The sequence below is a fragment of the Enterococcus sp. OL5 genome (assembly GCF_006491895.1).
In the GTDB taxonomy this organism is placed as follows: Bacteria; Bacillota; Bacilli; order Lactobacillales; family Enterococcaceae; genus Enterococcus_D; species Enterococcus_D innesii.
The window spans coordinates 13,924-28,170 of the sequence record NZ_VHIL01000017.1 but is presented as its reverse complement, the minus strand read 5'-3'; the positions used below and the strand labels follow the sequence as shown (position 1 = coordinate 28,170).

10 protein-coding genes and 2 pseudogenes are annotated in these 14,247 nt (G+C 41.1%); 10 read left to right on the top strand and 2 right to left on the bottom strand.

The features are described from left to right. Window position 1 precedes the first annotated feature (1 nt). From FJU10_RS16310 to FJU10_RS16295, 4 genes are all read left to right on the top strand, one after another. Window positions 2-1,285 (top strand): alpha/beta hydrolase, encoded by a 1,284-nt coding sequence (locus FJU10_RS16310; protein WP_140966386.1) that lies wholly within the window; start codon window positions 2-4, stop codon window positions 1,283-1,285. Window positions 1,286-1,387: 102 nt separating this feature from the next. Next, on the top strand, window positions 1,388-1,735 hold the full coding sequence (locus FJU10_RS16305; RefSeq protein ID WP_140966385.1) for a hypothetical protein: 348 nt from the start codon (window positions 1,388-1,390) through the stop codon (window positions 1,733-1,735). Between the two features lie 51 nt (window positions 1,736-1,786). Beyond that, window positions 1,787-4,042, top strand: a complete 2,256-nt coding sequence (locus FJU10_RS16300) for a beta-glucosidase (protein ID WP_223273101.1) — start codon at window positions 1,787-1,789, stop codon at window positions 4,040-4,042. Window positions 4,043-4,064: 22 nt separating this feature from the next. Continuing rightward, window positions 4,065-5,369 carry a glycoside hydrolase family 1 protein gene (locus tag FJU10_RS16295; protein ID WP_223273100.1) on the top strand — a complete coding sequence of 435 codons (1,305 nt, stop codon included), beginning with the start codon at window positions 4,065-4,067 and terminating at the stop codon, window positions 5,367-5,369. Between the two features lie 47 nt (window positions 5,370-5,416). On the opposite strand, the gene FJU10_RS16290 is transcribed toward FJU10_RS16295, so the two are convergent. Beyond that, the gene (locus FJU10_RS16290) at window positions 5,417-6,241 is read right to left on the bottom strand and encodes a helix-turn-helix transcriptional regulator (protein WP_223273105.1); all 825 of its coding nucleotides are present in this window, start codon (window positions 6,239-6,241) and stop codon (window positions 5,417-5,419) included. Between the two features lie 226 nt (window positions 6,242-6,467). Between FJU10_RS16290 and FJU10_RS16285 the strand changes: the two genes are divergently transcribed. Both FJU10_RS16285 and FJU10_RS16280 read left to right on the top strand, forming a co-directional pair. Beyond that, complete coding sequence (locus FJU10_RS16285; protein WP_189372368.1) at window positions 6,468-8,816, top strand: glycoside hydrolase family 2 TIM barrel-domain containing protein; 2,349 nt, start codon at window positions 6,468-6,470, stop codon at window positions 8,814-8,816. Window positions 8,817-8,852: 36 nt separating this feature from the next. Then, on the top strand, window positions 8,853-10,658 hold the full coding sequence (locus FJU10_RS16280) for a family 43 glycosylhydrolase (protein WP_140966381.1): 1,806 nt from the start codon (window positions 8,853-8,855) through the stop codon (window positions 10,656-10,658). A 117-nt stretch (window positions 10,659-10,775) separates the two neighbouring features. Here the strand turns inward: FJU10_RS16280 and FJU10_RS16275 are convergent, their stop codons facing one another. Then, on the bottom strand, window positions 10,776-12,032 hold the full coding sequence (locus FJU10_RS16275; protein ID WP_140966380.1) for an IS110 family transposase: 1,257 nt from the start codon (window positions 12,030-12,032) through the stop codon (window positions 10,776-10,778). A gap of 329 nt (window positions 12,033-12,361) precedes the next feature. Here FJU10_RS16275 and FJU10_RS16270 point away from each other — a divergent pair, with 329 nt between their 5' ends. The 4 genes and pseudogenes from FJU10_RS16270 (at window position 12,362) to FJU10_RS16260 (ending at window position 13,600) form a co-directional block, all read left to right on the top strand. Next, a complete protein-coding gene (locus tag FJU10_RS16270; protein WP_189372366.1) occupies window positions 12,362-13,081 on the top strand; it encodes a BspA family leucine-rich repeat surface protein in 720 nt (239 codons plus the stop codon). A 15-nt stretch (window positions 13,082-13,096) separates the two neighbouring features. Further along, a pseudogene (locus tag FJU10_RS19875) lies at window positions 13,097-13,207 on the top strand (MucBP domain-containing protein); the annotation flags it as partial. Between the two features lie 21 nt (window positions 13,208-13,228). Then, a pseudogene (locus tag FJU10_RS19870) lies at window positions 13,229-13,390 on the top strand (MucBP domain-containing protein); the annotation flags it as partial. 6 nt (window positions 13,391-13,396) lie between these two features. Beyond that, window positions 13,397-13,600: an LPXTG cell wall anchor domain-containing protein gene (locus tag FJU10_RS16260; protein WP_411268845.1), complete on the top strand. Its 204-nt coding sequence runs from the start codon at window positions 13,397-13,399 to the stop codon at window positions 13,598-13,600. The last annotated feature ends 647 nt before the right edge of the window (window positions 13,601-14,247 follow it).

Sequence of the window (14,247 nt, the reverse complement as noted above, 5' to 3'; positions counted from 1 at the left end):
AATGATTGAAAAAAAAGCAGAAAATACGTATTGGTTGGATGCAAAAACAACATATCCGGATACGTATACGAAGATTACCGGTTTTGAGATGACTTATCGCTTGATTAAAAGTGGTGCTTTAGGTGGTGATTTTCAACTCAATGCGTTGATGATTGCCAACGGTGCCTATCAACCAGAAGAATTTGCAATGTCATTTGAAGGTGTTCCACGTTATGTTGGAAAAGCCAAAGAATTAATCACTCATGCAACGGGTGCGGGTTCATACACGTCATATATGTTTTTCAAACATGGTTTTGATGCAGGCAATCAATTAGCTGAAGGCGAAACAACGACAGTCACGTATGATGGGAATATGGCGTTGTTTAACCAAGATGCGCATCATTTAACGGCTTGTGGCATTTTTGGTGAGTTTGAAATTCTTGCGGTTGAATGGAAATTTGGTGAAATTGACCCGAATGCGACGATTGCAGAAAGAACATGGGAACCAGTCGAAACAGATCAATATTTGGACATCCCAACCACTGAACCGGAAAACTCGAATCAGATGATTGATATTACTGTACCAAAAGGGGAAGGACCTTATCCTGTGATTTTTTGGATTCATGGGGGAGCGTGGACACAATTTACCCGTAAGTCCGTTTTTATTGGTGATACGATGGAGTTCTTGCTTTCAAAAGGATTTGCAATTGTGAGTGCCGAATATACCCTTTCGGTTAACCAAGACAATGTGATTACGCCGGGGTATCCGCAAATGATTTATGATTTAAAAGCAGCGGTTCGCTTTATCCGAGCGAATCATGCGAAATATCGCCTGGACACAAACTTCATTGCAGCGATGGGTGAATCGGCTGGTGGACATCTCTCTTTATTAATGGGAACCACTAATGACAAAGCATCACATGAAGATTTAACAATGGGCAATCCAGAGGAATCGAGTGCGATTCAGGCAATTGTTTCTTACTTTGGTCCAACGGATATGCACGGAATTATGGGTGAATTATTATTTGGAGCCGATTATTCAGAAGAAAAAGTGCAAGAGGCGAGTCCATTGGAACAAATGACGCCGGCTTGTCCACCGATGTTTTTGACCCATGGAATGAATGATCAAGCGGTGACAATCGACCATAGTTATAAAATGGAAGCCAAGGCGCGTGAAGTAATCGGTGAAGATAAAGTAACCACTCTCTTTTATGAAAATGGCCCACATGCGAATATTGACGTTTTTGACAGCCAAAAAACGATGGATGCTGTCTATGAATTTTTAAAGCAACAATTGAATAAGTGAGTATTTAAAATAACAGCTAGGCAAGATTTATGGCGGATGCCCTCTTTCTCCTAGCTGTTTAAAAAAATCAGGTTCTTGATTGGATAAGAAGGAGCAATGCACATGAATAATATTTTTTATAGTGAAGACGGTAATTATGAACTAGTCAAAAGTTTTATGACGTTATATCAACAAGCTGAAAAATCGTATGACCAAGATCGGATTATTCTTTGGATGAATCATCATGCGGCTGATTTTGAGGGAAAAAAAGTTTGGTTGCTTACAGGAATTGCCAATCAGCAAACATTGGATGAGTGGACAGATTGGTTACGTTCAAATGAATACGACGTAGTGATTGATTGTCGTGGTTTTGGACAAGCACTTTTGGGAAATTTATCCTTTCACTATTCCAATTTAAAAAAACATTTAGAAAGCCAAGGCATTCAAATGTATAGTTTAGAAAAAGACTAACCCGTAGTGGTACAAGTAACTGATAAAAAAGTTGGAAAGGATGAAACCGTGATGAATCAAATCGAACAATTGATTAGTGAAATGACTTTAGCAGAAAAAGCCAGTCTGTGTTCAGGTGCCGATTTTTGGCATACAGAAGCGCTTGACCGTTTGCAAATTCCAGCTTTTATGCTCACAGATGGGCCGAATGGTTTAAGAAAACAAGCTGGAAAAGCCGATCATGTCGGATTAAATGAAAGTATTCCTGCGACTTGTTTTCCTACGGAAGTAACACTAGCTTCTTCTTGGAATCGAGCATTGATAGAAGAAGTGGGTGCGGCTTTAGGAGCTGAAGCAAAAGCCGAAAAAGTCGGTGTAGTTTTAGGACCTGGCGCAAATATCAAACGTTCACCGTTATGTGGACGTAATTTTGAATATTATTCAGAAGATCCGTATTTGTCTTCTCAACTGGCAAAACATGCAATTCAAGGCATTCAAAGCCAAGGAGTCGGAGCTTCCGTGAAACATTTTGCCGCCAATAATCAAGAACATTTACGGATGGTTTTAGACGTTCAAGTGGATGAACGAACGCTCAGAGAAATTTATTTGGCCAGTTTTGAAACGGCGATTAAAGAAGGACAACCTTGGACCGTAATGACCGCCTATAACAAAGTCAATGGGGACTACTGTGCTGAAAATACGCATTTGCTAAAAGAGATTTTAAGAGATGAATGGGACTTTGAGGGAGTTGTCGTTTCAGATTGGGGAGGCGTTGACGACCGAGTAGCGAGTCTGGAAGCAGGACTGGATTTAGAAATGCCGGGAAATCAAGGGATTAATGATCAAAAAATAATCGCAGCTGTGCAGTCAGGTGCATTGTCAGAAGCCGTTGTCGATACTGCGGTTGCAAGAATTTTACGTTTAGCATTTCGTGTGCAAGAACAGATGCAGTCGGTGACAGATGACTCGGTTACGCATCATCAATTAGCCCGTAAAGCAGCCAGTGAAAGTTTCGTCTTGTTAAAAAATGAGGCGCAGAGTTTACCAGTTGCATCAGATAAAAAAGTGGCGTTGATTGGTCGTTTACTAGAAGAACCACGAATTCAAGGTGGCGGTAGCTCGCGTGTCAATCCAACAATGATGGATACGGTTCAGGAACAAATTCATATGAAATTGACGGAAGAAGGTGCAGCGTCCTATTATCCGGGTTACTTATTGAATGAAGATACAGATGCTGATTTAATTCAAGAGGCAGTCGCAGGTGCGGCAGCCGCCGAGATTGCACTCGTTTTTCTAGGACTACCGCAGCATTATGAATCAGAAGCCTATGACCGCCAACATTTACAGCTACCAGTTAATCAGACGGAATTATTAGCAGCCATTACCGAAGTACAAGAAAACGTTGTCGTGATATTGGCAAATGGTGGTCCGATTGAAATGCCTTGGCTTTCCAGTGTAAAAGGGGTACTTGAAACGTATTTAGCAGGGCAAGCAATGGGAGGTGCCGTGGCGGATGTGTTATTTGGGGACGTGAATCCTTCTGGTAAATTGGCCGAAAGTTTCCCTATGAAACTGTCACATAATCCTTCTTTTCTCAATTTTCCAGGAGAAAAGCAGCAAGTAGCTTATCGGGAAGGTTTGTTTGTTGGGTATCGATATTATGATAAAACCGAAACCGAAGTGTTGTTTCCCTTTGGTCATGGCTTAAGTTACACTAATTTTGAGTATCGTCAAGTAACCGTTGACCGGAAAGAATTGACGGATGAAGAAGAAGTGACGGTCTCTGTTACGATTCAAAACACAGGTCAGCGTAGCGGAAAAGAAATTGTACAGCTGTATGTTCAAGAAGTGAACAGTCAAGTGATTCGCCCACTAAAAGAACTGAAAGGCTTTGAAAAAGTGGCTTTAGAAGCTGGTGAAGCAAAAGTCGTTCAGTTTAAGTTAGGGAAACGAGCCTTTGCTTATTATGATGAAACACGCCATGACTGGTGTGTTACGTCTGGTTTTTTCAATCTGTTAATTGGTTCTTCTTCACAAACTATTTTGGGAAGTCAACAAGTGTATGTTACTTCAACGGCGGTTCACCAGCTGAAATTTGACCGCAATTCATTGATTGGCGATTTGGCGAAAACACCTGCTGGCAAACAAGTGTTGCAGCAAATGAATTTAGCACCTGAACCAAGTGATCCTGCTGATTCAAACGATACACAATTAATGGATGAAATGACGAATAAAATGCCTCTGCGTTCGTTAGTCACACTATCTGGTGGAAGATTCAGCGAGGAAACACTGACTCACATTATTGAAACACTAAATGCGAATGGATAGAGGAAAACAGGAGGACGAACAGGTGAAGCAAACAAAATTTTTAGTTGGTGCGGCTACAGCGGCGCATCAAGTCGAGGGAAACAATAAAAAGAGTGACTATTGGGCGATGGAACAATTGCCAGGCAGTAATTTTTCTGAACCGTCACTGGATGCAGCAGACCATTACCACCGTTATAAAGAAGATCTACAACTGCTCGCAGATACAGGAGCGAATGCCTATCGTTTTTCAATTGAATGGGCTCGAATTGAACCACAAAAAGGGGTTTATGATGAAACGGAAATTGCCCATTATCGTGAGGTTTTATTAACTTGTCATCAGTTAAATCTAACGCCAATTGTGACGCTCCATCATTTTACATCACCCAAATGGTTGATTACAGAAGGCGGTTGGGAAGCGCAAACGACGATTGCCTATTTCCGTCAATATGCACAATTGATTGCAGAACGTTTGGGCGATTTGATTCCTTATGTTTGTACGATTAATGAAGCCAATATGGGCAAACAAATTCGAAAATTAATTGAAGGCATGCAAGCCGCCGCACAGCAAGCACCCGAAGCAGCAACGGAAGAGAAAACTGCTGATTTACAAATTGGATTAAATGAATTACAGGCAAATGATGAAAGAGCGATTTTTAATCAGGGATTAGCCGATAGTTTCGAAATCGCACCTGATAAAATTCAAACCTTTTTAGCACCAAGAAGCGAAGCGGGGGAAGCAATTATTATGGCTTGTCACCAAGCGGCGCGTGAAGCTTTTAAAGCCATTCATCCAGAAACGCAAGTAGGAATTACCTTTTCATTGTATGACCATCAAGCCTTGCCAGGAGCCGAAGCGTTAGCCGAAGCCGGACAGCAAGCTGATTTTCTCGACTATTTACCTTACTTGGAAGCCGATGATTTTTTAGGCGTTCAAAATTACACGCGTAAAATCCATGCGCTACCAGGACAAGCAGTACCAGAAGAGCCCACGCGCATGACCAAAATGGGGTACGAATTTTATCCAGAAGCGTTGGGAAATGTGCTACAAGCGGTTGCGAAACAATGGCATAAACCTATTTTGGTAACAGAAAACGGCGTGGCAACAGATAACGATGCGGAACGAATTGAATTTATGGCTCGTGCGATTGAAGGAGTTGCCCAAGCCAAAGCAGCGGGTGTGCCTGTCATTGGTTACTGCTACTGGTCGCTTTTGGATAATTTTGAGTGGCAGTTAGGCTATGCCCAAACATTTGGCTTGATTGCAGTTGACCGAAAGACGCAAACAAGGTATCCCAAGGAAAGTTTGGCTTATTTGCACCAAATCGTTGAAAAAATGCAAAATAGTTAATTTGACCCCCTCTCAGTCGTGTAGTACACATGGTTGAGAGGGGCTTTTTATTCGTCATTTTTTTGTTTTGTTTGATAAAAGGCGCGGTAATCACCCAAAGTTTGGTGGGTATACGTTTTAAAATGTGTACCGAGATGACTTTGAGAAGCAAAACCTAGGAAATGAGCAATTTCCCCAAAACTGTAGTCCGAGTAGATTAGCATTTTTTGAGCCACTTTTATTTTTTCAACTAAAATGAATTGGGATAAGCGTTGCCCTTCGTGTTGTTTAAAAATACTAGATAAGTAATTGGGGTTTAATTCGAGTGCAGCTGCAATTTGACGGACGGTTAGTTTCCCTTGTAAATGAATAAAAACATATTGTTTACATGCATCAATATGCGCACGGGCTTTTTGACTGATTTCTTTAGTGGACGCAGGTATTAAATCAGCCACGAATTTAGTAAATTGTTGTTCTGCACGGTGCGCCAATTGCACCAAAACAATGGATTCATCGCAGTCTTCAATTTGTTGAATGTAGCTATCGCACAAAGAATAGGCAATTTCCGGTGCTAGTCCGCCTCGAATGGCAGCCCGACTAGCAAAAGCCACGACAATTAAACAGTGATTTTTAATATTGCGAATTTTATTATTTGCCAATTTTCCGTAGGCAGTTGGTTGTAAATCAAGCCAGCAAGCTTCCAATTGTTCCAGATCACCGTTTTCAATACTTTGCATTTCACGTAATTCTTGTTGATAGGAATTATGAGCTTGTTGGTTTTCCCGGTTTTCAAAAACCAAAGTGGTGTATTGCTTTTGGACGGAGTATTCTTGGTCAAACGTTTCTTCGCCTGGAATAAATTGAAGGGGATTGATTTTAAAAGAGTCAGTCATTTGTTGCACCTCATGTTGGTTCATCCGATTTTTTTCTTACTACAAACTATAGACTGTTTTGCACCAATAGACAATAAAAAAATGAGTTATTTGCTATTTTTATGAGAAATCGAATAGATATAAAATACCATCCGAATTATAGTAATTGTAATGAGAAAAGCTGTGGTTAAATGAATCGCTTCGTTTGAAACAGCAAACAAAGATTAAAATGAAAGGGGTTTATCAAATGAAACGAACCCAATTTTGCGAAGACTGGTTTTTTTCAGAAGTAGTAAAACCGAAAGAAAAAATAACGCTACCGCATGATGCAATGTTGCAACAAGGTCGTGCACAAGAAGCAGATACAGGAACAGGAGGCGCCTTTTTCTTAGGCGGAACCTATGAATATAGCAAGACTTTTTGGGCACCTCAAGCGTGGGAAAATCAATTAGTGATGCTTGAATTTGAAGGTGTCTATCCTCATGCGCACGTTTTTTTAAATGGCAAAGAAGTGGGCAGTTGTCAGTATGGGTATTCGTTATTTCGAGTGACGTTAGCAGATTTTAACTATGAAGCAGAAAATCAACTGACTGTGAAAGTTGATAACAGTCAATTGCCAAATAGTCGCTGGTATTCAGGTGCAGGGATTTATCGGCCAGTTTGGTTGCTGACGAGTTCACGTGCACATGTGGAACCAGATGGCATTCGTGTGACGACACTTGGGTACCAACCTGCAGAAATTTCAGTGGACGTTGCGTATCAAGCAGCCAATGTTTCTGAAGTAGAAGTGGTGGTTGAAATTTTTGATGAAGGACAAAAAGTCGCCGAACAAGTCGGTACAAAAAATATTCAGATTGCCAACGCCAAACTTTGGTCCGCAGAAACACCGCATTTGTATGATTGTCGCGTCACGTTGCGAACGGCTAGCGCAATTTTGGATCAGCAAACGGCGCGCTTTGGTATTCGACAAATTAGTTGGTCTAAGTCTGGCTTATTTGTTAATGGGAAGTCTGTTTTACTAAAAGGAGGCTGTATTCATCACGATAATGGGATTTTGGGGGCTAGAAGTTATGCAGAATCTGAATACCGCCGAATCAAACGTTTGAAAGAATTTGGTTTCAATGCCATTCGTTCGTCACACAATCCATTGTGTGTTTCAGCACTAGATGCTTGCGATGAGTTGGGAATGTACGTAATGGATGAGACATGGGATATGTGGGATGTTGCTAAAAACCCGTACGATTATGCACAAGATTTTAAAGCACATTATGCCTTTGATTTGGCATCATTGGTTGCCAAAGATTACAATCACCCGTCTGTGATTCTCTATTCAATTGCCAATGAAATTACTGAACCAGGTAAACCAGAGGGGCTTGCATTAGCGGATGCTATTATTCAAAAGCTAAAACAACTCGATGCGACACGACCAATCACAGCGGGCATTAATTTAACCTTATTATTTTTATCCACTTTAGAAAAGAATCCATTAGATGCCAGTGATGACGTGGTAGCTGAATCGCAAAAGATGAACAGTACTGCGTATAATCAAATGGTTTATGAAATGGGCAATCGCATGACGATGGTCGCTGCTACACCGCAAGCGGATGAAGTCTCACAAGCTATTTTTGACCGCTTGGATATTGCAGGCTACAATTATGCGGTGAGCCGTTACGATGAGGAAAGTCAAAAACATCCAGACCGTTTAGTCATTGGAACGGAAACCTACACGTATGATTTGGCAACTGTCTGGCCAAAGGTGGAAAAATATCCGTATTTGTTAGGCGATTTTATGTGGACGGCTTGGGATTATTTGGGAGAAGTCGGGATTGGTAGTTGGTCGTATGACTCAGAGGATATGGGCTTTAATAAAACGTATCCGTGGTTATTATCTGGTGCAGGTGCATTTGACATTTTAGGAAATGACACGGCAATTGCTGGTGCGGCTGCCGTGATTTGGGGGCAAAGAACCACACCATATATTGGCGTTTGCCCTGTAAATCATCCGGGAGTGGTACCAACCAAGGCGATTTGGCGCGGTAGCAATGCCTTACCTTATTGGTCTTATCAAGGTTGTGAAGGAAATCTGGCAGAAATTGAAGTGTATACAACTGCTGCTCGTGTAGAGTTATTTTTAAATGAGGAATGTGTGGCAACAGCACCTGTGGAAGATTTTAAAGCGGTTTTTCACACGAACTATCATGCAGGTACGTTAAAAGCGGTGGCGTATGATCAAAAGGGACAGATTCATTCGGAAAGTCAGTTACAATCAGCGGATGCGCAGACACAAATTCGTGTGCAACCTGAAACGAACACCTTCCAAGTGGGCGACATTGTGTATTTAGCTGTTGATTTAACAGGAGAAAATGGTGAGATTGAATGCAATCGCGATACCTTTTTACATGTTTCGGTTGCAGGAGGCGAGTTATTAGCTTTTGGTAGTGCCAATCCAAAAACAGAAGAATCGTTTATAAGTGGTGGCTACACGACTTATTATGGACGCAGTCAAGCGGTGATTCGAATCATGCAACCAACGGTTCAAATCACAGTCAAAGGTGCGGGCTTGCAAACCGTTACGAGTTGTTTGACGACCGTATAAAAAAATAAGAAGCGATGCAAAAGGAGAAAAAGCAAGATGAAACCAGTTATCTGTAATCCACTTAATGTAAACTATCGCTATCAATATACCAAAAGTCCAGTGGAGGAGGCAATCACGGTGAATCGTGAAGCAGCCGATCCTTCGTTGATTTATTTCAAAGGCAAGTATTATTTGGTAGCTTCCATGACTTTGGACGTTTGGGTATCTGACGATTTAGTGGCTTGGCAAAGTGAGCGCTTGCCAGCCGAACTTCCGCTTTATGGTTATGCACCAGATATTCGAGTGGTAGGCGACTACGTATATTTTTGTGCCAATGAAAGCACGGAAGTTTGTCATTTTTATCGCAGCAAAGACCTCATCCATGGTCCATACGAAAAAATTGCAGGTTCGTTTGCTTTTTTAGATCCGAATCTTTTTGCCGATGACGATGGCCGGTTGTATTTTTACTGGGGGTTATCGTGTAAAGATCCAATCTATGGAGTTGAATTAGATCCGCAAACGATGCAACCATTGGGTGAAAAACGGGCGCTAATTGAAGCGAATCCTTTTGAAAAAGGGTTTGAGCGTATTGGTGATGACAATCGTTTGTTACCAGTGACTGCGGCTGATTTAGAAGTACGCTATCAAGCGGAAATAAAGAAAATGGGGCTGACAGATGATGCGGCTCTGCCAATCGAAATGCAAACCTTAATTAAGGACATTTTAAGAGAAGCACCTTATTTGGAAGGGGCGTGGATGAACAAATTTGGCGGCAAATATTATTTACAATACGCGGCACCAGGAACCCATTTTAATGTGTATGGTGACAGTGTTTATGTTTCTGACCAACCGCTGGGACCGTTTACGCTAGCTGAAAATAATCCGTATTCTTATCAACCAGGTGGTTTTTTGACAGGTGCAGGGCACGGTTCTACGATGGAAGACCCACATGGAAATTTATGGCATGCGGCGACCAGTCGTATCAGCTTGAATCATCAATTTGAAAGAAGAGTTGGGATTTGGCCAGCCGGAATTGATGTGGAGGGAGAACTTTTTTGCAATCAGCGCTACGGTGATTGGCCGCTAAATCTGGCAGCGATACAAGCAAATCCTTGGGCGCAACCGGAATGGTATTTGCTAAGTTATGGCAAATCCATCCAAGCTTCCTCTGAAGAAAGCGACCACCCAGCAAGTTTGGCAATTAATGAAGACATCCGAACATGGTGGCGTGCAACAACCAATGAACCGGGCGAATGGCTGACACTGGATTTAGGCGAAGCGTATCCAGTCGCTGCGATTCAAATTAATTTTGCTGATGACCGTTTATTGGTACCCGCTGCTGCTGAAAAAATAGTGCTGGCAGAAAATCGATACATTGTCGAAGAAACACAACCGACTCGTTGGTTATTAGAAGGATCATTAGACGGTAGCGATTATTTTGTAATGGCGGATAAAACAAAGGCAACAACTGATTTAGCGCATGATTTGATTGTAAATGAAACGGCTGTGACGGCACGTTATATCAAATTAACTATTATGGCCTTACCTTATCAGCAACAACCGGCTGTATCTGGTTTACGTGTTTTTGGTTGCGGAACGGGTTTGAAACCAGAAATGCCACAATTTCAAGCGGTACGCACGAGCGACTTAGATATGGAAGTGACCATTCAACCAAGTGAAGCAGTCGGTTACAACATTTTATGGGGGCATCAAGCCGATAAATTGTATCACAGTTATTTGGTTTATCATGAAAAACAACGTATTGGAGCGCTTGTGAAAGACCGTGAGTATTATGTACGTGTCGATGCGTTCAATGAATCGGGGATTACAGAAGGAAAAGTAGTCCAATTGAGTAAAGTCTAGTGGTAATAAGTCAAGAGAAAGATTCTCCTAATTTCACCACAAAGACTTGAAAGAAGGTGCACCGAAATAAAGCGTTTTCGCTAGCCGCATTCAAAGGATTGCGTCAATAACAGTTTGTTATTTCTCTATCGCCCTCCTTTGCGGCATATAGAGTTGGTGGTTACGTAACAGGATATCCACCAGACGCACAAATTTTCTTGCGGTTAAGACGATGGCACGTTTGTGTTGATGTTTTGCGGTTTCCATATATTTCTTGCGGTAAAACTCACCATATTCGGCATCGCGTAATCGAACTAAGTTGGTGGCTTCAACTAAGTAATAGCGAAGATAGCGATTGCCCCGTTTGGCTAACGGTGTGTTCTCTGATTCTTTATTGCCTGGCTGATTTCGCGGCCAAGTAAGACCGGCGTATTTCGCGATTTTGGTTTGATCTTCAAAACGTTCAATTTGGCCAATCTCTGCCAAAATACCACCTGCATAAACTGCTCCAACACCAGGAATGCTAGTGAGGCATTGATACTCTGGCATGGTCACTACAAGATCTTGAATTCCTTTGTCTAGCTCTTTGATTAGCTTTTCCAAGCTGCGGATTTCTCGGGCAATCACACCGAGTACAAGGTCTACAGAATCTTGTTGAACCTTTCCAAGGCGGTAGCTGCTCCGAATGGCTTTGGCAATTGCCTTTGCAGTTCCTTCAGGATTTTTGAAGCGACCGCGCCCCATTTTTTGAATCAAGTTGGCAAAGTCCTCTAAAGGCATAGTAGCTAACTGATCAAGAGAGTCATCCTCTGTCATCAAATGGACGATCGTTGCACTTAAGACAGAAGCATTAGTATTATCAGCCTTCAGTTCAATAGGCAGTCGATTGCATTTGTAGTAGATATTTTCGATAAAATGTTGCTTGGCTTCCACAAGCTGTTCCACGATTTGAAGCCGAAATCGAGTCAGGTGTTGTAGAGCAACATACTGCTCTTTCTTGGTAATAGAAGTCGCAAAGCGACGTGTACGAAAATAGTCGGCAATATAGAAAGCATCGATTTGATCGTTTTTTTCTTCTGAGAAAATATCTCGATACTTCTTGATTTTATTTGGTTGTTCAATAGAAACTTCTAGATTCAACGTATTCAGTTCTTCATCTTCTTTGAAGAACATGGCTGGGTGAAAGCTGTATAAAGATGTGGCTTCCATTCCAATCACAACTTTGGTGAAATTCAATTCCCGGGCATTGTCCAAGATGACTTTCTTGATTTGAGAGGCACCAATCAGGCTATTCTCAAATCGTGCTTCCTGCAAGACAGTGAGTGATTCATCATCTGTCATAAAGCAAGCATCCAAATGTTGTGAACTGACATCTAGACCGACAAATAATTTCATGAGGGAAGGACCTCCTTTCAAATGTATTTTGGAAATTGCTTGGTTACTGTGGGATATCCCAGAAGACCGTTGCCTACGACAGCCTCGCTTAATAGTATTCTGATCACTGGCTTTCAAAGCCACCCTCGTTCCTGTACGAACGAGTAGAAAGCCAGTGGATACAGCTAGTGTGTTGGTTGTTTCATCAACGGTTCGGGTCACAGACTTCTAAGGCAGTCAAAGCTGCAAGGAGGATGAGCATTTTCCCGTGAGTCCTTTCCAGGTTCCATTCTAAGACATCACACAGTAACCAAGAAAATAATGTGTTATTCAATTATCAAGAAACAAAAGTGAACGATCAGACCGAATTATCGGCTCTGAAATTTATATTACGAGGAGGGAATGCGGGAACAGTTGGTGATGCTCCGTGGAAAAAGTATACCAATGTCCAAAGCATTGTTGTTGAGGGTACAGTCGTTTTACAAGCTAATGCAGCTAACCTATTTCAAAATCTAAAAAGTTTGACCTATATTGATACGCTATCTTTTGATACAAGCCAGGTAACAACTTTCGATTTTTTGTTTTCCGACAGCGATTCTCTGGAAGTTTTAAATCTGAATGGTTGGGACACTAGCAATGTTAGATCAATTAATAGAACCTTTCATAATATGACTTCCTTAGTTGAACTTGATATTAGTAGTTGGAATATGGCGAACGTAAGGAATACCTCAACGAACTCTTGGTTTATCTTCGAGGCTCGAAACTTACGAACCATTCATTTAGGAGTAAATACAACATTAATGCTCATGAGTAGTTCTTCAAGACCGGTTTTCCAAACCGGTGCCCCTTCTGTAGAATACACCGGAAATTGGCTTTATCTCAAAGATCAAAACGGGAATGATCCTGAAGAAAGAGTAGTAACAGCTCGAGGAACATTGTTAAGTACCTTTTACGACGGCTCAAAACCAGGAACCTATATATTAGAAAAAAGAGTTTCTCAACCAGTAACAGTTAAATTTCTTGATCTTGAAGGAGATGAGTTGGCGCTTTCAGTTACCATAGAGGGCTAATTTGGTAGTCAGTATAGTACGGAAGCTAAAGAAATTCCCGGCTGGAGTGTGGTCGAAATACCGAGAAATGCCACAGGCACTTTTACCGATAGTCCACAAGAAGTGGTGTACGTGTACGATCGTTAGGATGCCGCACCGGTCACCGTTAGATACTTAGATACAGAAGGGAACCAGCTGAGCGAACCAAGTATCTTAAACGGAAAAGTCGGCTTGCCATATGAAAGTGAAGCCAAAGAGATCCGTGGTTGGTATGTGGTCCAAACACCAGACAATGCTTCAGGAACATTCACCGAAGAACCTCAAGAAGTTGTTTATATCTATGCGATAAATAAAATCGATAGTGATCAAGACAATTCTGATATTAATTTATCGACAGATAACAACTTCTCCGATTCAAATAAAAGATTACCTAATACAGGTGAATCATTAATCGGACAGTTATCAATGATATTGGCTGGATTGCTTATTGTCATAGGAATTTTTGAATTTCTGGTAAGAAGAAGGATAAAGACTAGGTAGAAAAAAGGGACTGCGACATAAGTCCATATAAGAAAATCGCAAGAAATGACGAGAAAGCGTTAATTTCTTGCGGTTTTTTGGGGCTTTTTTACATTTAGTATTGGTAGAGAAAGATACAACATTAAATGTAGAAGAGCCGTTTTATTTTGCTTAAATATCGATCCTTCTTTTAATTCTTTTTCTGTTTAGGTAAGGTTCTTCGTAATCTAAAAGCTTCTGATAAACAAAATCCATGGGCTTGCTAGAAGCTAGGCCCAGGCAGTAAATAAAGTTTACTGTTAACAAACCTACGGTCTTATTTCTTGTTATCCAACTGGAAACAGTTCCTTATTTAAACCCATAAAGAACATAAAGCTTTTCTACTGGCATGGCTAGATATTACATAGACAAAGACAAACCTCATTTTAGGTATTGTTTTATTCTTGAACAATTTTCTTAAAGAAGGTAGACTGAGTTTATCCTATCATTTAGAACCTTTCGTTCTAACTCTCTGAGCTCGATCATGAATGATCAGGCTTTTTTTAACACTATAATCAACTTCAATAAATTTGGGACAAATTTTTAGGATAGACGATGATATGATTAAGGTTTATTATCTTTCTAATACTAATTCGGGTCGTACGGCAATGAAGTGGTTGGAGAATCAC

Coding starts and splice junctions, on each gene's coding strand:
- FJU10_RS16290 (WP_223273105.1), bottom strand. CDS start 6,241: ATGACTGACTCTTTTAAAATCAATCCCCTTCAATTTATTCCAGGCGAA.
- FJU10_RS16305 (WP_140966385.1), top strand. CDS start 1,388: ATGAATAATATTTTTTATAGTGAAGACGGTAATTATGAACTAGTCAAA.
- FJU10_RS16275 (WP_140966380.1), bottom strand. CDS start 12,032: ATGAAATTATTTGTCGGTCTAGATGTCAGTTCACAACATTTGGATGCT.
- FJU10_RS16280 (WP_140966381.1), top strand. CDS start 8,853: ATGAAACCAGTTATCTGTAATCCACTTAATGTAAACTATCGCTATCAA.
- FJU10_RS16285 (WP_189372368.1), top strand. CDS start 6,468: ATGAAACGAACCCAATTTTGCGAAGACTGGTTTTTTTCAGAAGTAGTA.
- FJU10_RS16300 (WP_223273101.1), top strand. CDS start 1,787: ATGAATCAAATCGAACAATTGATTAGTGAAATGACTTTAGCAGAAAAA.
- FJU10_RS16310 (WP_140966386.1), top strand. CDS start 2: ATGATTGAAAAAAAAGCAGAAAATACGTATTGGTTGGATGCAAAAACA.